General features: G+C 49.8%; 23 protein-coding genes. 12 read left to right on the top strand and 11 right to left on the bottom strand.

What is annotated here, in order from left to right; genetic code table 11:
- The first annotated feature begins 149 nt into the window (after positions 1-149).
- Positions 150-1,031 carry a cation diffusion facilitator family transporter gene (locus tag IB286_RS09670; RefSeq protein ID WP_190764911.1) on the top strand — a complete coding sequence of 294 codons (882 nt, stop codon included), beginning with the start codon at positions 150-152 and terminating at the stop codon, positions 1,029-1,031.
- Between the two features lie 46 nt (positions 1,032-1,077).
- A complete protein-coding gene (locus IB286_RS09665; RefSeq protein ID WP_190764909.1) occupies positions 1,078-1,434 on the top strand; it encodes a SpoIIAA family protein in 357 nt (118 codons plus the stop codon).
- A gap of 91 nt (positions 1,435-1,525) precedes the next feature.
- Here the strand turns inward: IB286_RS09665 and IB286_RS09660 are convergent, their stop codons facing one another.
- Both IB286_RS09660 and IB286_RS09655 read right to left on the bottom strand, forming a co-directional pair.
- Positions 1,526-2,737 carry a permease gene (locus IB286_RS09660; protein ID WP_190764907.1) on the bottom strand — a complete coding sequence of 404 codons (1,212 nt, stop codon included), beginning with the start codon at positions 2,735-2,737 and terminating at the stop codon, positions 1,526-1,528.
- A 130-nt stretch (positions 2,738-2,867) separates the two neighbouring features.
- Positions 2,868-3,284 carry an efflux RND transporter permease subunit gene (locus tag IB286_RS09655; protein ID WP_223826296.1) on the bottom strand — a complete coding sequence of 139 codons (417 nt, stop codon included), beginning with the start codon at positions 3,282-3,284 and terminating at the stop codon, positions 2,868-2,870.
- Positions 3,285-3,736: 452 nt separating this feature from the next.
- Here IB286_RS09655 and IB286_RS09650 point away from each other — a divergent pair, with 452 nt between their 5' ends.
- A complete protein-coding gene (locus IB286_RS09650; protein WP_190764903.1) occupies positions 3,737-4,741 on the top strand; it encodes a DNA-binding protein in 1,005 nt (334 codons plus the stop codon).
- A 268-nt stretch (positions 4,742-5,009) separates the two neighbouring features.
- Here the strand turns inward: IB286_RS09650 and IB286_RS09645 are convergent, their stop codons facing one another.
- Complete coding sequence (locus tag IB286_RS09645; RefSeq protein WP_190764901.1) at positions 5,010-5,717, bottom strand: saccharopine dehydrogenase NADP-binding domain-containing protein; 708 nt, start codon at positions 5,715-5,717, stop codon at positions 5,010-5,012.
- A gap of 224 nt (positions 5,718-5,941) precedes the next feature.
- Between IB286_RS09645 and IB286_RS09640 the strand changes: the two genes are divergently transcribed.
- The 4 genes from IB286_RS09640 to modC all read left to right on the top strand — a co-directional run bounded on the left by IB286_RS09640 (position 5,942) and on the right by modC (position 9,565).
- A complete protein-coding gene (locus tag IB286_RS09640; protein WP_190764899.1) occupies positions 5,942-6,880 on the top strand; it encodes an oxygenase MpaB family protein in 939 nt (312 codons plus the stop codon).
- A 72-nt stretch (positions 6,881-6,952) separates the two neighbouring features.
- Positions 6,953-7,684, top strand: coding sequence for a molybdate ABC transporter substrate-binding protein (gene modA / locus IB286_RS09635; protein WP_190764897.1), 732 nt, complete (start codon positions 6,953-6,955; stop codon positions 7,682-7,684).
- A 71-nt stretch (positions 7,685-7,755) separates the two neighbouring features.
- Positions 7,756-8,442, top strand: coding sequence for a molybdate ABC transporter permease subunit (gene modB, locus IB286_RS09630; protein WP_190764895.1), 687 nt, complete (start codon positions 7,756-7,758; stop codon positions 8,440-8,442).
- A 4-nt stretch (positions 8,443-8,446) separates the two neighbouring features.
- Positions 8,447-9,565 carry a molybdenum ABC transporter ATP-binding protein gene (modC, locus tag IB286_RS09625; protein WP_190764887.1) on the top strand — a complete coding sequence of 373 codons (1,119 nt, stop codon included), beginning with the start codon at positions 8,447-8,449 and terminating at the stop codon, positions 9,563-9,565.
- Between the two features lie 24 nt (positions 9,566-9,589).
- Here the strand turns inward: modC and IB286_RS09620 are convergent, their stop codons facing one another.
- Entirely contained in the window at positions 9,590-9,961 is a 372-nt protein-coding gene (locus IB286_RS09620) for a nuclear transport factor 2 family protein (protein WP_190764884.1), read from the bottom strand.
- A gap of 169 nt (positions 9,962-10,130) precedes the next feature.
- Here IB286_RS09620 and IB286_RS09615 point away from each other — a divergent pair, with 169 nt between their 5' ends.
- Positions 10,131-12,251 (top strand): carboxy terminal-processing peptidase, encoded by a 2,121-nt coding sequence (locus tag IB286_RS09615; RefSeq protein WP_223826255.1) that lies wholly within the window; start codon positions 10,131-10,133, stop codon positions 12,249-12,251.
- 60 nt (positions 12,252-12,311) lie between these two features.
- Here IB286_RS09615 and gorA read toward each other — a convergent pair whose 3' ends face one another.
- The 7 genes from gorA to IB286_RS09580 all read right to left on the bottom strand — a co-directional run bounded on the left by gorA (position 12,312) and on the right by IB286_RS09580 (position 21,308).
- Positions 12,312-13,664, bottom strand: coding sequence for a glutathione-disulfide reductase (gene gorA / locus IB286_RS09610; protein WP_190764879.1), 1,353 nt, complete (start codon positions 13,662-13,664; stop codon positions 12,312-12,314).
- 35 nt (positions 13,665-13,699) lie between these two features.
- Complete coding sequence (cysG, locus tag IB286_RS09605) at positions 13,700-15,103, bottom strand: siroheme synthase CysG (protein WP_190764877.1); 1,404 nt, start codon at positions 15,101-15,103, stop codon at positions 13,700-13,702.
- Positions 15,103-16,404, bottom strand: coding sequence for a serine--tRNA ligase (serS, locus tag IB286_RS09600; protein ID WP_190764857.1), 1,302 nt, complete (start codon positions 16,402-16,404; stop codon positions 15,103-15,105). Before serS ends, cysG begins: the two co-directional genes overlap by 1 nt.
- 39 nt (positions 16,405-16,443) lie before the next feature.
- A complete protein-coding gene (gene crcB, locus IB286_RS09595) occupies positions 16,444-16,812 on the bottom strand; it encodes a fluoride efflux transporter CrcB (RefSeq protein ID WP_190764854.1) in 369 nt (122 codons plus the stop codon).
- Between the two features lie 124 nt (positions 16,813-16,936).
- Positions 16,937-18,220, bottom strand: coding sequence for a replication-associated recombination protein A (locus tag IB286_RS09590; protein ID WP_190764853.1), 1,284 nt, complete (start codon positions 18,218-18,220; stop codon positions 16,937-16,939).
- A 75-nt stretch (positions 18,221-18,295) separates the two neighbouring features.
- Entirely contained in the window at positions 18,296-18,922 is a 627-nt protein-coding gene (gene lolA / locus IB286_RS09585) for an outer membrane lipoprotein chaperone LolA (protein WP_190764850.1), read from the bottom strand.
- Positions 18,923-18,983: 61 nt separating this feature from the next.
- The gene (locus tag IB286_RS09580; protein ID WP_190764848.1) at positions 18,984-21,308 is read right to left on the bottom strand and encodes a DNA translocase FtsK; all 2,325 of its coding nucleotides are present in this window, start codon (positions 21,306-21,308) and stop codon (positions 18,984-18,986) included.
- A gap of 236 nt (positions 21,309-21,544) precedes the next feature.
- Here IB286_RS09580 and trxB point away from each other — a divergent pair, with 236 nt between their 5' ends.
- From trxB to infA, 4 genes are all read left to right on the top strand, one after another.
- The gene (gene trxB / locus IB286_RS09575) at positions 21,545-22,489 is read left to right on the top strand and encodes a thioredoxin-disulfide reductase (RefSeq protein WP_190764846.1); all 945 of its coding nucleotides are present in this window, start codon (positions 21,545-21,547) and stop codon (positions 22,487-22,489) included.
- A 44-nt stretch (positions 22,490-22,533) separates the two neighbouring features.
- Complete coding sequence (gene aat / locus IB286_RS09570; RefSeq protein WP_190764844.1) at positions 22,534-23,277, top strand: leucyl/phenylalanyl-tRNA--protein transferase; 744 nt, start codon at positions 22,534-22,536, stop codon at positions 23,275-23,277.
- A gap of 44 nt (positions 23,278-23,321) precedes the next feature.
- Entirely contained in the window at positions 23,322-24,026 is a 705-nt protein-coding gene (locus IB286_RS09565; protein ID WP_190764842.1) for an arginyltransferase, read from the top strand.
- Between the two features lie 150 nt (positions 24,027-24,176).
- Positions 24,177-24,395: a translation initiation factor IF-1 gene (gene infA, locus IB286_RS09560; protein WP_022957154.1), complete on the top strand. Its 219-nt coding sequence runs from the start codon at positions 24,177-24,179 to the stop codon at positions 24,393-24,395.
- The last annotated feature ends 67 nt before the right edge of the window (positions 24,396-24,462 follow it).

Genomic DNA, 24,462 nt, shown 5'->3' with positions numbered 1-24,462 from the left:
AATTTTGACGCTATTGGTACTACCGGTCTTGTATCAGTGGGTTCATCGCCGAGAGGAAAAAGCAGCTTAGGGTGTGCAACTTGGAGTCTTGGCCCCGGCGTATACCGGGGCCATTTTCAAATATTTTTTTTCATGACGCGGGAGGTCCCATGCATTCTCATTCACACGATGATGAGAGCAACGCTCGAATCGGTTGGGCATTTTTTCTGAATGTAGGCTTCACGATCATTGAGTTTATTGGCGGGGTATTAACCAATAGCACAGCAATCATGGCCGATGCTGTCCACGATTTGGGAGATAGTTTATCGATTGGGCTAGCCTGGATATTGGCAAAACTTGGAAACAGGCCAGCGTCCCAAAATTTTTCATACGGTTATAAACGACTGTCATTATTAGGCTCATTGATCAACGGCATGGTTCTGATTGCCGGTTCTGCCTGGGTACTTTATCAGTCCATTCCGCGTTTATCCAATCCCGAAATGCCCGTGACAGAAGGGATGCTGGCATTGTCGATTTTTGGTATTGCCGTGAACGGTTTTGCGGCATTTAAGCTCAGCAAAGGCAAGACCATGAACGAAAAGGTTCTCAATTGGCATTTGCTGGAAGACGTTCTCGGCTGGGTTGCCGTTTTTATTGTGTCGATCGTACTTATGTTTGTTGAATGGCCTATCCTGGACCCGATTTTGGCCATCGGATTTACCCTTTTTATATTATTCAACGTATTACGTAATGTAGGTTCTACCTTAAAACTATTTTTGCAGGGTGTACCCGACAAAAACCTCGCTAAAAAGATTGAAGACAAACTCAAATCGATCCCGGAGTTTCAAAGTTTTCACCATTTACACTTGTGGTCCCTTGATGGAGAGCATCATGTACTTACAGTGCATATTGAGCTAAATGCCAGTGTATCGCTGGAAGATCAACGAACTCTAAAGCGACGTTTGTCTCAAGAGTTGTCTGAGTTCGATTTGAGTCATACCACGGTCGAATTTGAACTAGACAACGAACATTGTCGAGACCAACAAAAGTAGCGTCCTTGTCTATCACTCACTTGTTTAAAGTCAGGATAATCATACTATGTTGAATCTATCTGAGGTAACGCAGAATCGTATTGCCGTTTTGAAAGCCAGTGGCACCATCACGAAGGAAGAGGTAGAGCATATTGAACCTTTGATTGAAGGTGCGATTTCTCATGGCGAACCGTTGAATTTTTATATCGAGCTTATGGACTTCAGTGGCATGGAATTGTCAGCATTGAAAGAAGATGTAACGTTTGATTTTAAGCACAAAGATCACTATGGAAAAATCGCCATCGTCGGCGAGAGCAAATGGCAGGATTGGGCGACACGGTTTTGCGATATCGTGTTTGATGCGCCGATGCAATACTTCGACCATACGCAGTCCGACGAGGCATGGCAGTGGTTAAACAATTGATTGGCTAGTAAGAAGCTCGGCGAATGGATCATCCTTCTGGGAGGTTTAATAGCCTCCCACTCGTTGACCACGACGTTCACGTAAATTGCACTTATAGTGCCGGAAGCACTGCTACACCGATCACCAGCCAAATATATGAAATGATGGACAGCACCAGTAAGACCCAATCGCCAACACTTCGTTTACCGGACATACTGTCGGTCTTTTGCGAATACCACCAATAGATAAAAAAGCTGCTGACTCCAATAAAAATGATGTTCAGGAAAAGCGAATAATCAATTTTAAAAAACTCTCGATCCGACATGGATTTAGATCCCGAGCTTTCTGGCAGCAAGCCCAGCAAATCGAAACCGTAGTGCATAAGCAATGACACACTGATCAAGGCGCACAGAAAAATGAGCAGAATGTAGATAGCCATTTTCCAACCATAGTACTGCGCTTGAATGCGCAGCACCGGAAACACCACCAAATCACTGAAGATAAAGGCCATCACGCCGGCAAAACTGACACCTTGCCCGAAGAGCACCGCAGCGAGGGGGATATTGCCCATGGACCCAATAAATGTAAAAAATGCCGCGACAGGCCCGACCAGCGTTTGGGCCAGCAACTGCCAAAAAGACGTTGAATCTTGCCCTGCACCGATAAACAACGATTGGAAAAATTCGGTGGGAACAAAGGTTGCGATGATTCCGGCCACGGTAAAGCCAACGGTCACATCCTTCCAGACCATTTTCCATTCCATGACGTATTGATTCGCGACTTGCTGCCAGCCAGCCTTGCTCGCGATTTTATCTTTCCAGCTTTCCTGCTCGCTTGAAGAGGCGTCGTGATCGCCTTCGGCGCTTTTCGCATGTTCTCGCGCTTGATCTTCGAGCTTCTTCTTGCGCGTGAGCTTTACCAAAAACCAGACGATTAAAATCAATAGTATGCCGCCGACATATTCACCGACAACAAACTGCCAGCCAAGAAAAATGGCAATGACAATGCCGAGTTCGACAACCAAATTTGTTGACGCTAACAGGAACGCCAGAGAGGGAATTAAGCCAGCGCCTTTGACAAACAACGCGCGTGTTGTAGATAAAGCGGCAAAAGAACATGAACTCGAAATAAACCCAAAAAAAGTGCCCAGTGCAACACTCTTTGCGCCTGTTTTACCCATGGTTTTTTGCATTCTGTCCTGGGTGACAAACACCTGGATCATTGAGCTGATGACATAGCCCAGCGCAAACGCCCAAAAGGCCATCCAAAAAAGTCCCACTGTTGTATGCGCAGCGTTTTGCCACTGCGTTAAAAATTCATTCATGAGCATCCCCCTTTTGGTCGTGTTTCGCAGCAAAGAATGTTCCGATAAAACATCGCTCGTGATGGCAGATGAACCTCCCTGTTCAGCAAATTATTAGCATTGCATTAGCAAAATTTACAAAAAGTCAATGCTATTGGTGTATTTTCAGTTTTCCCTTATCGTCCGTCGAAAAAAGCCGAGGCGCCTTCCAAAGTGCGAATATTGCGGGAAAAACCAATAGCACAGCAATTAACGCCGAAGCGGTCCCGCCCACCATGGGCGCGGCAATCCGTTTCATCACATCGGCTCCGGTGCCATCACTGATTAAAATGGGAATGAGCGAAATCAGTAAAGTTAAGCTGGTCATGAGCATCGGTCGAATACGTTGCGCGGCGCTTTGCGCGACTTTTTCGTGAAACTCATCCAGCCGGTTTTTTGAATCCAATGCTTCCGGTTTTTGCAGGGCATCGTCCAGGTAGTGCAACATCAACAAACCCAATTCTGCGGCCAATCCGGCCATCGCAATCATGCCGACCCATACCGCCACACTGAGTTTGTGATTGAGCAGAAACAGCTGCTAGATCGAGCCCATCAAGGCGAAGGGCAAAGCCGACAGTACAAGCATCGCGTCACTGAAACGACCACGGTGTAGATACAGCAATAGAAAGACAGCCGGTAAGGTTGCCGGTATCACCCACTGCAATTTGGCCTTGGCCCGCTCGAAATACTGAAAATGGCCCCAAGCGGTAACCTGCCGGCAGCATTCATTTGGCTACATTTGTCTGGCTGCTAACCCTGCATCTGGCGCCAGTGGGCCGGCATGGGCATTGTTGTGGTGGGCTGGCATATGCCAGATTCGTACTGATTTTGGGCCAAATTTACCCTCAAATTACCATAACCTTAAATAATTCATGATTATTTAAGGTTATCTTTTTGCTTTAATTACCCACTTTGAGTGTGTAAAGTAGTATGTATATACATGGTATGTAATACAGTACGAAATATACCGAGAGGTGAATTATGGCAAGAGGTGGCATCAATAAGGCGCTGGTATCCAACGCACGCGAAACCCTGATCAGCCGGGGCGAAAACCCCTCCATTGACGCAATACGAGTAGAGCTGGGCAATACCGGTTCAAAGTCCACTATTCATCGCTATTTACGCGAGATCGAAGAAGAGGCATCAGCTCGATTGGATGATGAGACTCTACTCAGCCAGCCTATAAAAGAGCTTGTCGGACGCCTTGCCTCAGTGCTTCGCCAGGAGGCTCAGTCCCTGGTGGAAGAACACCAAACCAAACATCAAAACCAGGTGAGGTCGCTAACCGATCGCCTTCAAGAACTCGAAAACTCGCTTGCCAACACAAATAACACTTTAGAAGCAAAAGAGCGTGAACTGAAAGTCGTGCTCTCCGACCTTGATGCCAGCAAAGCTTCTGAAGAAACGCTGAAAGCAAATGCCTCTAAAGCCAATCAAGCCAACGAAAAGCTTCAAGTACTGTTAGCCGAGAAGCAGGCTCAGAATGAATCACTGGAAGAAAAGCATCGTCACAACCGCGAGGCGATGGAGCATTACCGGCAATCCGTTAAGGATCAACGTGAGCAGGATCAGCGAAAACATGAGCACCAAGTACAGCAATTACAAGCTGAAATCAGGGCCTTAAATCAAACACTTTCTGTTAAGCAGGGTGATATCACGCAATTGAACAAAGACAACGGAAGATTGGTAGCTGAGCTTGGCGCCACACAGAAAACGCTTGCAAAAATAGAAGATGAGCAACGCAAACTAACAACAAATCTGGATCTGAAAACAGAAGAAACTGATTCGCTTCAAACTCAACTTTCCGAGCTTAAAGATCAATCAGAGGAAATCGATAAACTTAAAAAGCTGAATGAAGAGCTGCTAGCCTGGAAAGCCGAAGCGCTTGTGTCGATTGGCAAGCTCGAAACTGAAATCTCAATTAAGACCGATATGATGAATCGCTTGCTGGCCGAAAAAAGTAAAACGCCGGAAGCCAGTGAGTGACCTGCTGCTCTCAGGCTCAATAGGGTATTTGCTCTTATCGCAGGCCACCTAAGGCGCTTCGCAGACCTTATTGCTGTTTTACGACAGAGAAGGCTCATACCCGGTCGGCTGAGTGATTTTAGCCCAAAGAGCGGGTGGAAATCGATAGCAGATGTCAGCGTTATATTGATTACGCATATCATGCGTAATTGCGCGTAATTTCCAAAAATTCGAGTGGCGCCAGGGGTTTGCATTCGAAGTGGCTAAATTTGGACGTTTTACCGGCCACCTAAAACCTGATCTTGGATATTTTCAATAAAAAACAGAAGGTTAGGCTAACTTTGGCGAATTTTTCCAGAATGACGGCCGACCCTCTTATTGGGTAGCTTTTGGCCCCAAAATAGCCTTTGTAGAACTCCCCGTTATTATAAAAAGTGCCTTGCTCGGTAATGGCTTTGGCAAAGGTGTTTAGGGTTCCTGTAGTGAGGTTGGCAAAGCGTCCATCGGCGGTGGAATAAATGACATTAAGTGTGTCGACTTTTTCACCGTATTGGGCCAGTAACTCACCGGCAACCACTTGGCCCGGTACAAAATCGAACCCACAGGAAGTTATGATGACCTGTGAAGAGCCCTCAAGCTGCTGCTCGTAAGTCTCGTAAACATAGTCGGTGAAATCGGGTTCGCCAGATGTATCTAAATAGTGAGCGCCCTGCTCTACGGCGACGGCTAAGGGAATTTTGCCTAAGGTTTCGAATGGGCCTACGGTCGAAACCAGAACATCTCCAGCGCGAATAATGGCCCGAAGTGAGTCTGGATCTTGGGCGTCGGCAATTGCAATATCCAAATTGCCATAGCGCTCGGCTAGCGCTTTTAATGTTTCGGGATTGCGCCCAACCAAAACGGGCCTAGCTTGTTTGGCAATCAGTTGCTCCAGAATTAACTGCCCAGTTTTACCGGTGGCGCCCAATAATAAAATTCGACTTTTAGTGTTTGTCATTATTTTCTATAACCTGCCTTTAACTCATCACAGATGGAAATGATTCGTCGCACATAGTAGAAGCAGGCGAAGGGAATAAAATGTGAAATGTGGCCAGCTTTATGCCGAATTAGGCCAAGGGGGGATTTGTCCTCCTGCAAACATTAACATTTATCATGGCGGATAAGTTCCTGTACCCTTGATAATTCAGCTTAGTTAACTGGTTGCTTGTTCTGGAGTTCCTTATGTCTGAACTGACGTCGTATCTGGGTTGGAAAATCGATTTTACTGAGCCGGCGGGTGAGCCCTCTTTTCTTGAGCCGGATTCTATTCGCTGGCGGATTATGAAAAATCCGATCACTTTTGGTATTGGCGGTATTTGCGCGGTATTGCTGGAGTTTGCCGACCCGCGTATTCGCAGTGGCGTTTGGGATCACTCAACCTACAAAAAAGACCCGGTTGGTCGCAGTATGCGCACCGCGATGGCAGCCTCGATCAGTTCCTTTGGCCCCGCCTCTGTTGCCAAGTCAGTTATTTCTCGTGTTAATAAGATGCATGCCAACGTTCAGGGTGAAACTCCTGACGGCGTGGCGTACAAGGCTCTAGATGTCGAGTTATTGGATTGGGTTTTAGCAACGGCGGAATACGGATTCCATGCGGCCTACAATTCTTTTGTAAGCCCTCTTTCACAAGAAGAGTCTGATCAATATTACCGCGAAGGCCATGAGGTTGGTGCGCTGTATGGTGTTAAGCAGCGCGCTGAAAGTGAAGCTGGCTTTTATAAAATGATGGAAGCCTTGGAGCCGGGTTTTGAGCCCCATGCGATCGTGAAGGAATTTTTGGATATCGTTATTTATTCCGAAGGCCGTAAAGCGCCAACTTTTATGCGCAAATGGATTGCTTGTGCGGCTATCGATATTCTGCCCACCTCTGTTCGCCAGGTTCTTGAACTGGGGCCGGAGTACGACCTGTCTCGCACTGGGCGTTTGTTTGTCAAACTCATTGCCAAATTAGGCGATAAAATTCCAAACAAAAACAGCCCGGCAGCTCAGGCCAGTATTCGTCTCGGCTTGCCTGCCAACTACCCTTGGTTGTCGCAGAAAAAACAAAAAGCCTTGGTAGATCAGCTTCGTGCGAACGGCGTTGCAACTTCAAACGCCGCTCTTCTGGATGCCGCTAGCTAATTTATGAAAAAAAAGGCATCAATTACAAAAAGATATGGGATTTTTTTAATCCTATTTATCTCTTTTTTGTTGATGCCTTTTACCTATGCCGACACCATCCATGTCGCCGTGGCATCTAATTTTACGGCCGCTTTTGAGCAACTTAAAACTCAGTTCGAATCGGAATCAGAACACAAACTGATCACCTCTTACGGTTCTACCGGGAAGCTCTATGCGCAGATTGTTCACGGCGCGCCGTTTCAGATTTTTCTTGCCGCAGACACCCAAAGCATTGAAAAGCTGATTGAGCAAAAGCGCGTCAGGCCAGCAAATCATTTTGTTTACGCAGAAGGTCAATTGGCTCTGTGGGGCCGTTTGATTCCTGCAGGAACAGAGGAGAATAACACCAACTTGATTCGCCCCCTACTTACTGGAACTTCACTGAAAAAGCTCGCGCTCGCCAATCCCAAAACAGCGCCCTATGGTTTTGCCGCGCAGTCGGTTCTTCAGCATTTAGAGCTTCTTCCCGAGCTAAACCATAAATTGGTTTATGGTGAGAATATCACCCAAACGCTCCAGTTTGTTTCCACGGGTAATGCGCAGTTGGGTTTTGTCGCCCTCTCACAGCTCATTGCCAAACCCACAGAACAGTCGCCCTATATTGCAGTGCCGATCGAGTTTTATCCGCCAATTCGGCAGGCGGCCGCTCTACTCGACTCGGCTCAGGACTACGCGGCCGCAGTTAGTTTCTGGCGTTTTTTGCAATCTGATCAAGCCCAGCAGATTATTCTGGAAAACGGATACACTGTAGCCACATCGAGCTGATAAATTTTTTCCAACGCGTTCTTGAGACTTGCCAGCTAGTACCGAATGAGCGAAGTGTCTAGAATGCTGCCATGCAACTTTCCCCAGACGATATCACCGCGATTTTTCTCAGCCTGAAATTGGCCGGCACTGTCACGTTTTTATTACTGTTACTCTGCACACCATTGGCGTGGTGGCTCGCTCACAGTACGTCGATATTAAAGCCAATCATTTCCGCCTTTGTCGCCCTACCCCTGGTATTGCCACCCACGGTTCTGGGGTTTTATTTTCTTATTATCGCGGGGCCATCGGGGCCGCTGGGCTCGCTAACAGAGGCATTGGGTTTAGGATTACTGCCGTTTACCTACTGGGGCTTGGTTGTTGCCTCCCTGTTTTATTCACTGCCGTTTGTTGTGCAACCCCTGCAAAATGCCTTTGAAATACAAGGGCGACGTCCTATGGAAATTGCCGCAACGCTCGGGGCACGCCCTATAGACGGTTTTTTTAGTGTGATGCTGCCCCTGTGCCGGCCAGCCTATATCACCGCAGCGACCTTGGGTTTTGCCCATACCCTTGGGGAGTTTGGGCTGATACTGATGATGGGCGGCAATATTCCGGGGGAAACCCGTGTTGTTTCCGTACAGATTTATAATCATGTTGAGGCGCTGGAATATGGTAATGCGCACAGCCTTGCGGCCTTGATGCTTGGGTTTTCGCTATTGATATTGCTTTTGCTCTACAGCTTTCAAGGGCGCAAGTTAATCGGCTTTAAGTCTTAATCTCATGACTGAAACGCAGACCCATGAAGTGTGCTTGTCCTTTGACTTTGCCTTACAGCATAGCGCAAAGAATAAAGCCGCTGAGTTTCAGCTCAAGATAAAAGCTACCCTGCCGCTTCAGGGAGTTACAGCGATTTATGGTCCTTCTGGCTCGGGTAAAACCACGCTGCTTCGCTGTATAGCGGGGCTTGAACCCAAGGCTAAAGGCCATTGCGCGGTGGCTGAAAAGATTTGGCAAGATGAGCGTTATACCCTTCCTACTTTTAAGCGCGATCTTGCTTATGTAAGTCAGGCTCCCAGCTTATTTACCCATTTAACTGTGGCGCAAAATCTGGCTTATGGTGAGTCGCGACGCACTCCGGGCCGAGATCAGGCCTTTTATGACAAGGTCTTATCTACAATGGGAATCGGCCATTTACTGGCGCGCATGCCCGCCCAATTATCCGGTGGCGAAGAGCAAAGAGTGAGTATTGCCAGAGCGCTTTTAACCCGGCCCCAAGTGTTATTGATGGATGAGCCGCTTTCCGCTTTGGATCAGCCGCGCAAGCGAGAAATTCTACCCTATCTTGAGCAATTAGCCGCGCAATTTCAGATTGCGATTCTTTATGTCACCCATTCTCTCGACGAGCTTGTCCGACTTGCAGACCGGGTGCTAGTTCTTGAAGATGGCAAGTTAATTGAGTCTGGCAGTACGCTTGCTATTTTTAATCGCCTGGAAAGTCCGCTACAGGACAGCGATGAACCCAGCGCCCTGCTCGATGTTATTGCCGTTGAAAATCATAATAACGGGCCGCTAATGCGCGCAGAAATACCCGGCGGGCAACAATCTTTGTGGATTAAAGCCGGGGCAGAGACAAAGGGCAAAAGCTTACGCCTCAGAGTGCTGGCAAGGGATGTGAGTATTGCCCTGAGCAATCACGACGACTCCAGCATTCTGAATCGCTTGCCCGCCATTATTGATGCCATTCAACTCAACAGTGCGACAGGCACGGCGGTAGTAACGTTGAAAGTGGGCGAGCAGGTGTTATTTGCCGCCATCACCCAGCTGTCTCTCGAAAAGCTTCAGCTGCGTGAGGGCATTAGCGTTTGGGCACAAATTAAATCAGTGGCGATTGCCCGTTAAAGCTCAACCCTTCTTGAAGAATAGTTAAGACATCCGCGAGTTTTCTTCGCCCCAGAAGGCCTTCATGCTGATGATTTTATTGTCATCATTGAAGGTAAATTGATCAATCACATCAATATTCATGGTGCTTTCGCCAAAGTCCATGGTGATCGAGAACGGAAACAGCGCATGGGGGCCAGCGATCCGCACTGGGCCTTCTAGCTTCGCGGTAATTTTGGAACTTATCGCCATATTATAGAACTCAGTAATAGCCGCCATGCCTTTTCTGGGTTCGGTGCCCACGGGGTCTTCAACGGTGGCATCGTCAGCGTAAAGCGAAAGAATTTTATCCAGATTGCTCTCGCAAAGTCCCTGAATATAGTTTTCAACGGCAAGGATTTTGGGGTTTTGAGACATTTTTATAGCTCCAAGATCAGAGCCGAGAAGCCTAACCTGTTCGATGACGGCAAAATATCAACTAAATGGCTTATAAAAGCTGGAAATAGAGAGAAATTGACCTGTAATATCCAAGAGAGCCTAAATAACGGCTCTATATACCGATAACGTTAACATGAAGGTAATTCCATTGAAGTTGTACCGAAGCCCATTCAGATCGCGCGGCGTTTTTCAGTGGTTAGCAGTCCTTTCTCTGCTTGTCACCCTCACGGCTCCAAGCTTTGCCGCAACTATTACGGCCTTGCAGGCTGAGGAAAGTCAGCAGGATGCTATCCGCGACATGCTCAACCAACTTCAGCGGCGTCACTATGTTCAGCTTTCAATTGATGATGCCCTCTCCTCTAAATTACTCGATGTTTATCTTGAAGACCTTGATCCGGGGCGGCAGTTTTTTCTGCAATCAGATATTCAAGAGTTTGAGAAATATCGCCTCAAATTTGATGATCAATTAAAACAGGGCCAGCTTAGCGACGCTTTCGTGATTTTTAATCGCTACCGTGAGCGCGTGATTCAGCGTTTAGATTCAGTGTTGGGCGGCTTGCCTGAGCTAATCAGTAGTTTTGATTTCACTTCTAAGGAAGCAATGCCACTCGATCGCAGTGAGGCTCCGTGGCCAAAAAATGGCAATGAAGCAGCGGCGATCTGGAAACAGCAAATTAAAAGCCGGGTATTAAGCCTGAAAATTGCCGGCAAAGAGGATGACGCGATTGTTGAGCTGCTGGAAAAACGCTTCCGCAACCAACTGCGCCGCATGCAGCAACTGGAATCAGAAGATGCCTTCCAGTCTTTTGCTAATGCCTATGCTTCTCTATATGACCCCCATACTGATTATTTCTCGCCGCGTATTTCAGAGAATTTCCAGATCAATATGAGCCTCAAGCTCGAGGGCATTGGCGCCGTTCTTCAGGCTGAAGATGATTTCACCAAAGTCGTGCGTTTGGTGCCTGCTGGCCCCGCTGAAAAACAAGGCCAGCTTCAGCCCGCCGACCGCATTATTGGTGTTGCTCAAGGCAAACAGGGTGAAATGCAGGATGTGATTGGCTGGCGTTTGGATGACGTGGTGGATCAGATTCGCGGCCCCGCCGGCTCAATTGTGCGCCTTGAAGTGATTCCAGCCAGTGCAATTAGCGATGAAGAGCGGCAGGTCATTGTCATCGAGCGCAACGAGGTGAAGCTGGAAGAGCAAAGCGCTAAGGGCGAGATGATTGAATTGCCCAACGCCAAGGGCGGCATGAGTAAAATCGGGGTTATCGATATTCCGACGTTTTATCTCGACTTTGAAGGATTCCGCCGTGGCGATCCGGACTTTAGAAGCACCACTCGAGATGTGCACCGCATTCTCGGCGAGCTGTTATCTGAGGGCGCTGAAGGTATTTTGATTGATTTGCGCGACAATGGGGGCGGCTCACTGGCTGAAGCTAATGCGCTGGTCGGATTGTTTATTGAGCAAGGCCCTACCGTACAAATTCGCCAATCCAATTCCCGCGTTATTCGCGAAGGCAAGAGTCGTCGTTCACCCTATTATTCAGGCCCATTGGCAGTGCTGATTAATCGCATGAGCGCCTCGGCTTCTGAAATTTTTGCCGGTGCGATTCAGGATTATCAGCGCGGCTTGATACTCGGCACACAGAGCTTTGGCAAAGGCACGGTGCAGTCGGTTAACCCCCTGCCCCACGGTCAATTAAAGCTGACTGAGTCTAAGTTTTACCGCATTTCAGGTGACAGTACCCAGAACCGAGGCGTACTGCCAGACATCGCTTTTCCGCCCATTTATGACATGGAAAAAGTGGGTGAAAACTCGCTGGACAATGCCTTGGCTTGGGATCGAATCGCCCACGCGCGACACAATTATTATTTCGATTTTAAGGATGCACTTCCCAAGCTGCGGGCTAGCCATGATTCGCGTATAGCTAAAGATCCTGACTTTATTTATCTGCGCGAATCCCTCGCCCAAATCGAGAAAATTCGTAACGAGAAAACCTTGTCGCTGAATTTAAAGCAGCGCATTGAAGAGCGCGATACGCGCAAGGCTGAGCAACTGGCAATGGAAAACCGCCGCCGGGCTGCTAAAGGTGAGGAACTTTTGAAAACCCTCGATGCTGAAGAGGAGGAAGAGGACGCCGCAGCATCAGCAGAAGCAGGCAATGATAAGGATGAAGACAAGCCCGACCCCTATCTCCATGAAGCCGCGTCGATTCTGATCGACGCTAAACCCTATTTTGTGGCTGAACGTCTGGCCCAAAGTCGATAAGAAAACCCGCTAAACGGTAAGCACGCATTTCACGCCTTGCGTGAAATGCGTCACACCAAACTAGCGTGCCGCTTCCCGCATCGTCACAAACTCTTCGGCTACGGTTGGATGAATCCCAATCGTGCTGTCAAAATCCGCCTTGGTAGCGCCGGCTTTAATAGCCACTGCCAAGCCCTGAATGATTTCGCCGGCCTCTTCGCCCATCATATGCGCGCCAAGCACCTTATCGCTCTGTTTATCGACAATAAGCTTGAGAAAGGTGCGAGTCGGATTTCCGCTTAAAGTATGTTTTAGATGGCGAAAATCAGAGGTAAATACGGCAATCTCACCGTATTGCTCTCGCGCCTGTTCCTCACTTAAACCAACGGTAGCGACATTGGGATGACAGAAAATTGCGGTGGGAATATTGCTGTAATCCAATTCCCGGTGGTCATTATTAAACAGGCGGCGCGCCAAATTCATACCTTCGGCCAGCGCAATAGGGGTTAATTCCATGCCACCGGTCACATCGCCCAAGGCGTAAATACTGGGCTCTGCGGTTTGGAAATGGGCATCGACTTGAATAAAGCCGTCAGTATTTAGGGTGACTTCGGTATTTTCTAAGCCGAGATTATCCAGCAAGGGGCGCCGTCCGGTGGCGTACATCACCATATCGGTTGCTAAACTTTGGCCGCTCCGAAGTGATAATTGCATGCCCGTGCTGTTTTTTTCTATGGCGCTTACGTCTTCGTTAAAACGCAGCGAAATACCTTGTTGGCGCATCTCAGCAACGAGTTTTTCGCGAATTTCTTGATCAAAACCGCGCAGAAATAATTCGCGGCGATAGATTAATTCCACCTCAACGCCAAGTCCGTGCAGGATGCCGGCAAACTCGGTAGCGATGTAGCCCCCACCAACAATCACAGCACGCTTGGGCAGCGTTTCAAGATAGAAAATTTCATTTGAGCTGACGGCATGTTCGCGGCCCGGAATATCCGGAATAAATGGCCAGCCGCCCACAGTAATCAAAATACGTTCGGCGGTGTAAGTCTTGCCAGCCACCTCGACCAGATTTGGCCCAAGTATCTTAGCGTGACCATCTAAAATCTCGACACCGGCATTGCGCAGCAGGTTGAGGTAAATCCCGTTCAGGCGCTGAATTTCTGCAGTTTTATTATCGCGCAGTCGCGGCCAATCAAGGGGCTCTGAGCTTGCACGCCAGCCAAAGCCGTTAGCATCTTTAAAATGTTCTGGATAATGCGCTGCGTAACTGAAGAGTTTTTTGGGAACGCAGCCGACATTCACGCAGGTGCCGCCGTAATAGCGCTCTTCGGCTATGGCAACACGAGCGCCAAAACCGGCTGACATGCGAGCGGCACGAACGCCGCCACTGCCAGCACCAATAACAAATAAATCGTAGTCAAATTCAGCCACGGGCGCTTTCCCTTCTGTTTTGGGATTAAGTGAGATTACAGAATGGGCTTGCTCAAATCGCCCTGCTCATACCAGGCCAGCTTTTCACGTAGCTCTACCACCTCGCCCACAATAATCAGCGTGGGAGCCTGCACCGGGTTATCCGCGATGATTGAAACCATGGTACCCAAGGTGCCGGTCACCACTTTTTGATGCTGGGTGGTGCCCTGCTGAATCAGTGCGATAGGCGTGTCTTCTGCCCGGCCATGTTGAATCAATTGCGCGCAGATATCGGGCAAACCCACCAAGCCCATATAAAACACTACGGTTTGCTGTGGATGCACCAATTCACCCCAGGGCAAATTTAGAGAGCCGTCTTTGAGGTGGCCGGTAACAAAACGTACCGACTGGGCGTAATCTCGATGGGTTAGCGGAATGCCGGAATAACTCGCACACCCTGCCGCGGCGGTGATACCGGGCACAACTTGAAAGGGAATGTGCAGCTCGGCTAAGCGCTCAATTTCTTCGCCGCCACGACCAAAAATAAAGGGATCGCCGCCTTTAAGGCGCGCCACTTTTTTGCCCTGCAGTGCGTAATCGACCAATAGTTGATTAATATCATTTTGCGGAACGGCGTGATTTGCGCGGGCTTTACCCACGTAAACTCGCTCCGCATCTTTGCGTGACAATTCGACAATTTCCGGTGCCACCAAGCGGTCGTACAGCACCACATCGGCGCGTTGCAGCAAACGCATGGCTTTAAAGGTCATTAAATCTGGATCGCCGGGGCCGGCGCCAATTAAATAGACTTCACCACCGGGGCGCACATCCGCTTTATCAATTGCTTGTTGCAGCATTTCAGCGGCAGTTTGATCTTTGCCGGCAAACACCATTTCCGCAATGGGGCCCTGCAAGGTTTGCTCCCAGAAATCGCGGCGATCCTCAATATCGTCAAACCGGTTTTTGACCTTGTCGCGAAAGCTACCCACCAAGCTGGCGAGGCGGCCAAAGGCGCTGGGAATACTGCTCTCCAAACGGCTGCGAATTAAGCGCGCTAAAACTGGACTGGCACCACCGCTGCTAATCGCGATCATCAGCGGTGAGCGGTCAACGATGGCGGGCAAAATAAAACTGCACAGCTCGGGATCATCCACAACATTGACCGGAATATTACGGGCGTGACAATCGGCAGAGACCTGCTTGTTGAGCTCGCGATCATCGGTGGCGGCGATAACAAGAAAGATATTGTCGAGCCGTTCCGCGCCATAGGCCTGTTGAAACAACGCGCCGCCCGAATCACTGACAAGCTGAGTTAATTCGGCCTGAATCTCAAGCGCGACAACATTAACTCGCGCACCGGCCTTGGCCAGTAACCGCGCCTTGCGCAGAGCCACTGAACCACCGCCAACAACGAGGCAGTGCCGCTGTTTAAGATCGGTAAATAGCGGTAAAAAATCCATTAGCTTGCGGCGCTCAGCATGGTCAATCCACCCATATACTTCTGTAGCACGGCTGGAATTTGTACGCTGCCGTCCGCCTGCTGGCCGTTTTCCAAAATAGCCACCAGCGTACGGCCCACAGCCAAGCCAGACCCATTAAGGGTGTGCAGTAATTCGGGCTTGCCGGTTTCTGGATTGCGCCAGCGCGCCATCATGCGGCGGGCCTGAAAATCGCCAAAATTACTGCAGGATGAGATTTCGCGGTAGGTATTCTGCGCCGGCAACCAGACTTCGAGGTCGTAGGTTTTGCGAGCAGAGAAGCCCAAATCACCACCACACAGAATCACTTTGCGGTAAGGCAGTTCCAGCTTTTGAAGAATGGTTTCAGCGTGACCGGTCAATGCCTCCAGAGCGGCGTCGGACTCTTCTGGGCGAACGAACTGCACCAGCTCCACTTTTTCAAATTGGTGCTGGCGGATCATGCCCCGGGTGTCACGGCCATAGCTGCCGGCCTCACTGCGGAAACACGGTGTGTGACAGGTGAACTTAATGCCCGCCTCAAGCTCAGCGCTTTCTACAATGGTATCGCGGTACATATTAGTTACGGGCACTTCTGCGGTAGGAATCAGGTAATAACCGCTATCGCCTTGCAGCTTGAACAGATCCGCTTCGAACTTGGGCAGTTGGCCGGTACCGCGCAGAGAATCGCTATTCACCATATAGGGCACATAAACTTCCTGATAACCGTGCTCGTAAATATGAGTGTCCAGCATAAATTGGATCAGCGCCCGATGCAGGCGCGCGAGAGGCCCGCGCATAACGGCAAAACGGCTGCCAGTGAGTTTGGTGGCGGTATCAAAATCCAATCCACCCAAACCAGCGCCCACATCAACATGGTCGCGCACGTCAAAATCGTATTGCTTGGGTTCGCCCCAGCGGACAACCTCAATATTGGCGTCTTCGTCTTGGCCTTCTGGCACATCTTCGGCAGGCAGATTAGGTACGGCCATTAGCATGGCTTCCAGCTGCTCATTAACCTCTTTGGCGGCGTTCACCAAACCTTCAAGGCGCGCTTCAATATCCGCTAGCAGCTCATTGACCTGTGCTTTGGCATCGTCAACGGGAACACCTGATTTGATCAGTTCGCCAACTTTTTTTGACGCTTGCTTGCGCTGGGCAAGCAGTTCTTGGCTGTCGATATCGGCTTGCTTGCGCTGGGCATCCAGGCGGGCAAACTCGGCGGCATCAAACTCAAAACGCTTCTTGCGTAAGGCCTCTGCAATGGCGTCGGGATTCTGCCGAACTTGCTTAATATCTAGCATTTAAAAACTACTCCAACTTTATGTTTTATATAAAATAAATTATCTTGAAATAACGATCGCCAGCCAGCAGCCTAGCAGGCACAGCCCCACGCTGCTGAGTGCGTAACTCATTGCCAAGCCAATGCGACCCGCTTCCAGCATGGTTACCGTTTCAAGGGAAAAGGTTGAAAACGTGGTGAACGCGCCCAGAAATCCAACAATCAACACATAGCGCCAATCTGAGTGAATGGCGGCCTTTTCAGTGATTGTGACAAAAGCCAGGCCGATTAAAAAAGAGCCCGTAATATTGACCAGAAAAGTACCCAGCGGCCAGTGATGGTAGACCAAGCCCCGCGCAAACTGGCCAACGCCATATCGACTTAAGGCGCCGGCTGCACCGCCAAGGGCTATGAGTAAAAGTTGTAACACTGAGATTTCTACACTATCTGCCGGAAATTGAGAGCATTTTATCACCCATCACGGCTGTATGGGCACCGCCGCGAATGATTGAGCGACAGAAAGTTATTTGCCAAGAAACCTTAGCAAAGAAACCTTATTTGCGGGGATAGCGCTGAATTGGGCTTTGCGCATTCAGCGTATCGAGATGGCTGATTTTTTCAGCAATTTTCTTCTCTAGCCCGCGATCCACCGGATGATAGTACTTTCGGTTTTGAAGTGCTTCAGGAAAGTAATTCTCCCCCGCAGCAAAACCATTGGGCTCATCGTGGGCATAGCGATATTCGGCGCCGTAGCCCTGCTCTTTCATCAAGCGGGTGGGTGCGTTGCGCAGATGAATCGGCACTTCATGGCTACCGCCGCTGGCAATATCCTGTTTAACCGCTTTATAGGCGGTATATACCGCGTTGCTTTTGGGCGCGCAGGCCAAGTAACAGGCGGCTTGCGCCAAGGCCAGCTCCCCTTCCGGACTGCCTAAACGCTCCTGCACATCCCAAGCATCAATGCAGACCCGTAGAGCACGAGGATCAGCATTACCAATATCTTCACTGGCCATACGCAATAGGCGGCGGGCGACATAAACCGGATCGCAGCCGGCCTCTAGCATTCGGGTGAGCCAATACAGCGCGGCATCGGGTGAGCTACCCCGAACCGCTTTATGTAATGCGGATATTTGATCGTAGAAAAGATCACCGCCCTTATCAAAACGGCGACAGTAGTCACTAAGCGCAGCACTGAGGCAGGCTTCAGTAAGGATGTTGTCCTCAGCCATGTCCATGGCGATTTCAAGAATATTCAAGGCGCGGCGGCCATCACCATCTGCCTGCAAAGCAAGCTGCTGCAATTGCTCGAGCTGTGCAGACCAGCCCTGTGCGCTTACCGCGCGCTGCAAAATACCCAGAATGGCGGCCTCGTCCAAGGCCCGTAATTGATAAACCTGTGCCCGCGAGAGCAAGGCATTATTGATTTCAAAAGACGGGTTTTCGGTGGTCGCACCAATAAAAATTAAGGTGCCATCTTCAACAAAGGGCAAAAAAGCATCTTGCTGTGCCTTATTGAAACGATGTACTTCATCGATAAACAAAATGGTCGAACGGCCATACTGCTTTTCACGCTGAGCTTGCTCAACCGCAGCACGAATATCTTTTACCCCAGCCAATACCGCCGACACGGTAATGAAATGCGCATCGCAATGGTGAGCAATCAGTTGTGCCAGCGTGGTTTTACCCACACCCGGCGGCCCCCAGAAAATCATCGAGTGAATCTGGCCAGATGTAATAGCGCGGCGTAACGGTTTGTTTTCAGCCAATAAGTGGCCCTGCCCCGCATAATCTTCGAGCTTCTCTGGTCGCATTCGCGCAGCAAGGGGTGCCTGACTCATAGTCGGCCTCTGAAACAATTGGCGCTAAACAAGTAAATCGGCATGGCTATTGATGAGCATTACTATTGAGAAACGCTATTGTGAAAGGCGTTCGAGAGCTTCAGGGCTGTCGTCAAAACGAAACAAGCTTTCATTCAGCTTGATATTGTACTTGGCCTTTTTAAAGAGAATGCGGGAGTGTTGTTGCAGATTGTCTACCAGTTGCATCTCAACTAAACCGCCATTTTTGAATTGCAATCTCAGCTCGGAGAACAAGCCAGAGGCATTGGGAAGCAGAATAAACTCGTCGACACCCGCTGCGGCTTTTTCATTTTTGCTAATTTGGTAGGCCGCCGTTAAGGCTTCAGGCGACGCGGAAAAGATTAACGCCGGGGTGTCAGCCAATTGCGCATCAAAGGGTTCAACGTCGAGCTGCTCCAGATCGGCATCATATCGCCACAGGGTTTTGCCATTGCCAATGACTAGGTAATGAAACGGCTCGGTGCTTTCCCAGCGAAAATGATTGGGGCGGGATAAGGCGATGGCACCTTGACTCTGCTGAAGTACATCCCCTTCTTCACTGCTGACCGTTTGTTCAAAGCTGGCTTGAATAGTTTGGTTTTTGGCCAACAGCATTTGTAGCTGTTCAGCGGCATTATTCGAGGCCGCATGAACTGAAAACCCTGCACATAGAAGAACAAAACCGCTTAAAAGAAATCGCATTACATCGTTACTCTGAGGAATTTGGTTCAGCGTAGCGCCGCGAACCTGTATCCAAACTTAATTACTCGGCTGGGGGTGGAGCCAAAACTTCTCGACTACCGTTGCTGGCCATTTCGCTGACTACGCCGGCCTGCTCCATCGTTTCAATCAGGCGAGCTGCGCGGTTATAACCGATGCGCAGCTTGCGCTGTACGGCAGAAATTGAAGCGCGGCGACTCTGGCAGACAAAATGCACGGCCTGATCGTAAAGCTCATCCGCTTCGCCATTGTCATCACCTTCACCGCCGCCCATGCCGGGAATCACATCGCTGACACCGCCCTCTTCCAGCAAGCCGTCGATGTATTGTGGCTCACCGCGTTTTTTCCAGTCGGCAACCACTCGATGCACTTCATCATCTGAACAAAATGCGCCGTGGACACGAACCGGTAAACCGGTGCCCGGTGGCAGATACAACATATCACCGTGACCAAGTAACTGCTCAGCCCCGCCCTGATCGAGAATGGTGCGGGAGTCAATTTTTGACGACACCTGAAACGCAATTCGGGTTGGTACGTTAGCCTTGATAAGGCCGGTAATAACGTCAACCGAGGGGCGTTGCGTGGCAAGAATCAAGTGAATTCCCGCTGCACGGGCTTTCTGGGCAATCCTGGCAATCAGCTCTTCAACCTTTTTGCCGACAATCATCATCATGTCAGCAAATTCATCGATAACGACAACGATAGAGGGCAGCGCTTCGAGATCGGGCGCTTCTGCTTCGACCATGCCAGCCTCAAAGTGTTCATCGGGAATCCATAGAGGGTCTTTGATTGGATTACCGCTAGCAGCCGCATCTTTGATTTTGCGATTAAAGCCAGCGAGGTTTCTCACCCCCATTGCCGACATTAATTTATAACGGCGCTCCATTTCACCAACACACCAACGCAGACCATTGGCCGCGTCTTTCATATCGGTAATGACCGGGGTAAGCAAATGGGGAATGCCATCGTAAACCGACAATTCCAGCATTTTGGGGTCTACCAGCAATAACCGAACATCTTCCGGGCCCGCTTTGTAAAGCAAGCTCAATAGCATGGCGTTCACCCCTACCGACTTACCCGAGCCGGTGGTGCCCGCAACCAGTAAGTGCGGCATTTTCGCCAAGTCCGCGCACACTGGCTCGCCGGAAATGTCATGCCCCAAGGCCAGTGTCAGACTGGATTTGGCTTCATCATAGGCGCGGGAAGACAGGACTTCACGGAAGTTAACAATCTCGCGATCTTCATTGGGAATTTCAATGCCGACATAGGGCTTGCCGGGAATAACCTCAACAACCCTAACACTCACCACCGCCAAAGAGCGCGCAAGGTCTTTGGCCAGATTGCTTATTTTGCTGACTTTAACCCCAGCATCGGGTTCGAGCTCAAAACGGGTGATAACCGGGCCGGGATACACCGCCACCACTTTGGCCGACACACCAAAATCCAACAGCTTGATTTCAAGCAGTCGTGACATGGCTTCCAGTGTTTCTTGAGAGAAGCCTTTTTTACTGTGATGGTCAGCTTCATCCAACAATTGCAAAGAAGGCAGGCTGCCGGTTACCGGCCCATCAAACAGGTTTTTCTGTTTCTCTTTATGCACACGCTCGGATTGCTCCACTGGCTTGGGCGCAGGCGCAATCGTTGGCGGTGCAATGCGGGTTTTCTGAATTTCGGTTTTGCGTGCCACTTCTGCTTTACGGGTTTGCTGGGCTTGTGCAGCCTCTTTCTTCGCTGCGCGGGCGCTCAGGAAGCTTTGAACACGGTCAACAGCCAGATCGTAATAACGAATGCTGTGATAGCCCACGCTATCGATCAGTCGCAACCATGAAAGGTCGGTAAAGATAGTCATACCGAACAAAAAGATCGCCAATAACAAAACCCGGCTGCCAAATAAGCTGAATGAGGACTCGGTGGCATGACCAATGGCATTGCCCAGTACACCGCCATTGCCAAACGGCAAATTGCTCAGGCCTGCATCTTCGTTGGCTGCCAGGCCGGTGCTGGCGATCATCACCAGAATAAAACCGATGATGCGAAGCGCGAACAGCAGAGAGTCAAACTCGGCGGGATGTTCACGATCTTTAAACAGCTTGCCAACCCGAAACACCAACATCAGTGGGAACAGATAGGCCATATAGCCGAACAGCGCGTAAAGCACATCGGCCATCCATGCACCCACCGGGCCGCCAGCATTGGTGATAGCGGCGCCATTGCCGGTGCGCGACCAACCGGGATCGGCGGTGTTGTAGGTCAGCAGTGAAACGAGGATGTACAGGCAGATCGCCGAAGCGGCAATCAAAAAGCCTTCCCGGAGTCGCAACCAGAGCCGCTCGCGCGTCGTTAATTCAGTATTTTCTTGTTTGGCCAAGGCTGGGGCCTATCCTTTTAGCGGTTCAATTGTTTTTACAAATCACTTTCATTGGCAAAACCAAGTCACCGGCAATGGTAGCATTATGTAAAATAAAAATGCGCACTTGGCAGCTTTGCTGCTCGGTAAAATTTAACCTAAGATACGGGCTTCGATTTTGCCCATCTTGCTCATTTTTTAACCGTGTCGTCGCCATTTTGTTGCGCCGACAGTCAGAGATTAATGGAAACGTATTCATGAGTGACACACAACACCACCGCCTTATTATTCTCGGTTCTGGCCCTGCCGGATACACTGCCGCTGTTTACGCCGCCCGCGCCAACCTCAATCCGGTGGTGATTACCGGTATGCAGCAAGGTGGTCAGCTCACCACCACAACCGAGGTTGATAACTGGCCCGGCGACACCGATGGCGTACAAGGCCCGGAGCTAATGATGCGTATGCAGGCCCACGCCGAGCGCTTTGAAACCCAGGTTCTGTTTGATCATATCGACAAAGTAGACCTGAAAAATCGTCCGTTCACGCTGACCGGTAGCAATACTTACACCTGTGATGCGCTGATTATTGCCACGGGCGCTTCTGCTCAGTACCTTGGCTTGCCTTCGGAAGAGGCGTTTATGGGTAAAGGTGTTTCCGCCTGTGCAACCTGTGACGGTTTCTTCTATCGCGGCAAGAAAGTGGCCGTTATTGGCGGCGGTAACACCGCTGTAGAAGAAGCGCTGTACCTATCGAATATTTGCGCCGAGGTCACCTTGGTGCATCGCCGCGACTCCCTGCGTTCTGAAAAGATTCTGCAAGACAAGCTGCTGGAGCGCGCCGAGAACGGCAATATCAATATCATCTGGAATCACACTTTGGATGAAGTGCTGGGCGATGACAGCGGCGTAACCGGCCTGCGTTTGGCTAGCACCAAAGATGGCGCCACCCAAGAAATCGACGTCGCCGGTGTATTTATTGCGATTGGACACAAACCCAATACCGATATTTTCGCCGATCAACTGGACATGCATAACGGCTATCTGAAAATTCAGAGCGGTATCGACGGTAACGCGACCCAAACCAGCATTGAAGGTGTTTTCGCGGCGGGTGATGTGGCTGACCACATCTATCGCCAAGCGGTTACTTCAGCCGGTTTTGGTTGTATGGCCGCACTGGATGCCGAGCGTTATCTGGATCAGTAAGTTTTAAACAATCGGTTTTAGTAAATAAGGTAAATTGCGCCGTTATGAGCGATCAGCCAATCGATATTCCCTGGCTATCTGCTGATGGCGGCGCATTTCCCGATATTGATACCGCACTCCCCGAGCCAAATGGACTTTTGGCCGTTGGTGGTGATCTCAGCCCCTCTCGTCTTCTCGACGCTTATCAACACGGTATCTTTCCTTGGTACGAGCAAGGCCAGCCTATTTTATGGTGGTCACCTGAGCCCCGCGCCGTGTTATTTCCTGAACGTATTCATATTAGTCGCAGCCTGAGAAAGCAGCTTCGGCAAGATGCCTTCACAATTCGCTTTGATTCCGCGTTTGATGCGGTCATTGAGTCCTGTTCTGAACTAACCCAAAAGCGCGAAGGAACGTGGATTACCACGGCGATGAAACGGGCGTATAAGCAAATGCACCAGCTCGGCTGGGCCCATTCGATTGAGGTTTGGCAAGAGGAACGGTTAGTTGGCGGCCTTTACGGCTTGGCGATCGGCAATATCTTTTTTGGCGAGTCGATGTTTAGTCGCGCTCCCAGCGCATCAAAAATCGCACTGGTTCATCTCTGCGAACACCTGCAAGCCGAAGGCTTTGTAATGATTGATTGTCAGGTTGGCAATGACTATCTGTACAGCATGGGCGCAGAGGATATTGGCCGCCCGATGTTCCGCAGATATTTGAATGATCATGCACGCCCTGAGCTTCGCAAAGCCCAGTCTTGGGAATCAATGTTTTGGGAAGTAGTGCCAAACAAGAGCAGCTCTGATTAAGGTACAGGCTAGTCAAACCGTAAAAAAATCGCCATAGTTTCGCCATGAGCGAACTTCAGCAAATCAAACTCTACGCCACCCGCCCTCACGATTGCAGCTACTTTAAAGACCGGCTCGCGACCACGGTATTTGTCGACCCTGATATCGACATCAATAATATTGTTTACACCCAGCTTTCCCAGCGCGGCTTTCGCCGCAGCGGCCAACATTTGTATCGCCCGCAGTGTCAAAATTGTGAGCAGTGTATTGCCAGTAGAATACCCGTCAGCGATTTTGCTTTTAGTCGCAGTCAGCGGCGCATTTTGAACCGCAATAGTGATTTGCGTGTGGAAGTTAAACGCGCACCTGATCCAAGCGCTTACCGCTTGTATGAACGCTATATCAACCAGCGTCATCAAGATGGCGATATGTATCCAGCCTCGGTTGAACAATACGAGAGTTTTATCAATGATGGCCACGACAGCACCGAGTTTCGGCATTTCTATCTCGATGAGCGGCTATTAGGGATTGCGGTGTCTGATGTCCTGCTCGATGGTTTGTCCGCCATTTATACTTTCTACGATCCCGATGAAACCCGCCGCAGCTTGGGCAGCTTTGCTATTCTGGAGCAGATTCAAAATTGTGCCGAACGCGGACTGCCCTATCTCTACCTTGGCTACTGGATTAGAGACTGCGACAAGATGCGCTATAAAACCAACTACCGGCCGATTGAGCTTTTAATTAAGAATCAGTGGCTATTATTGAATTAATAGGTGCCCAGTAATAAATTGCCAATTAGCCCGCTTTCAGGCAGAATACGCGCTGATTTTTTTGGGGGCTCCGCCTCCGTGTAAGCTGAAGCCCGTCGAAGCCCTTTTTCGACCATTGCGTTACCCCAAACAGTCGAGGAATCCTGCCGAATGGCAAAAGAAGACCAAATTGAAATGGAAGGCGAAGTTATCGATACCCTTCCAAACACCACCTTCCGTGTTCGCCTGGAAAATGGCCACGTGGTTACCGCCCATATTTCTGGAAAAATGCGTAAGCACTACATTCGCATTTTGACCGGCGATAAAGTAAAAGTAGAGTTGACCCCATACGACCTGACAAAAGGCCGTATTACTTTCCGCGGTCGTTAATCTCGAAATCCAGCAGCGTCGCTGACGCAGTCTGAGATATAAAAAAAGCGCCTTCCGGCGCTTTTTT

This window comes from Spongiibacter pelagi (genome assembly GCF_014705705.1).
Lineage (GTDB): Bacteria > Pseudomonadota > Gammaproteobacteria > Pseudomonadales > Spongiibacteraceae > Spongiibacter > Spongiibacter pelagi.
The sequence above is the reverse complement of the archived record's forward strand: the minus strand, read 5'-3'. Positions and strand labels throughout refer to the sequence as shown.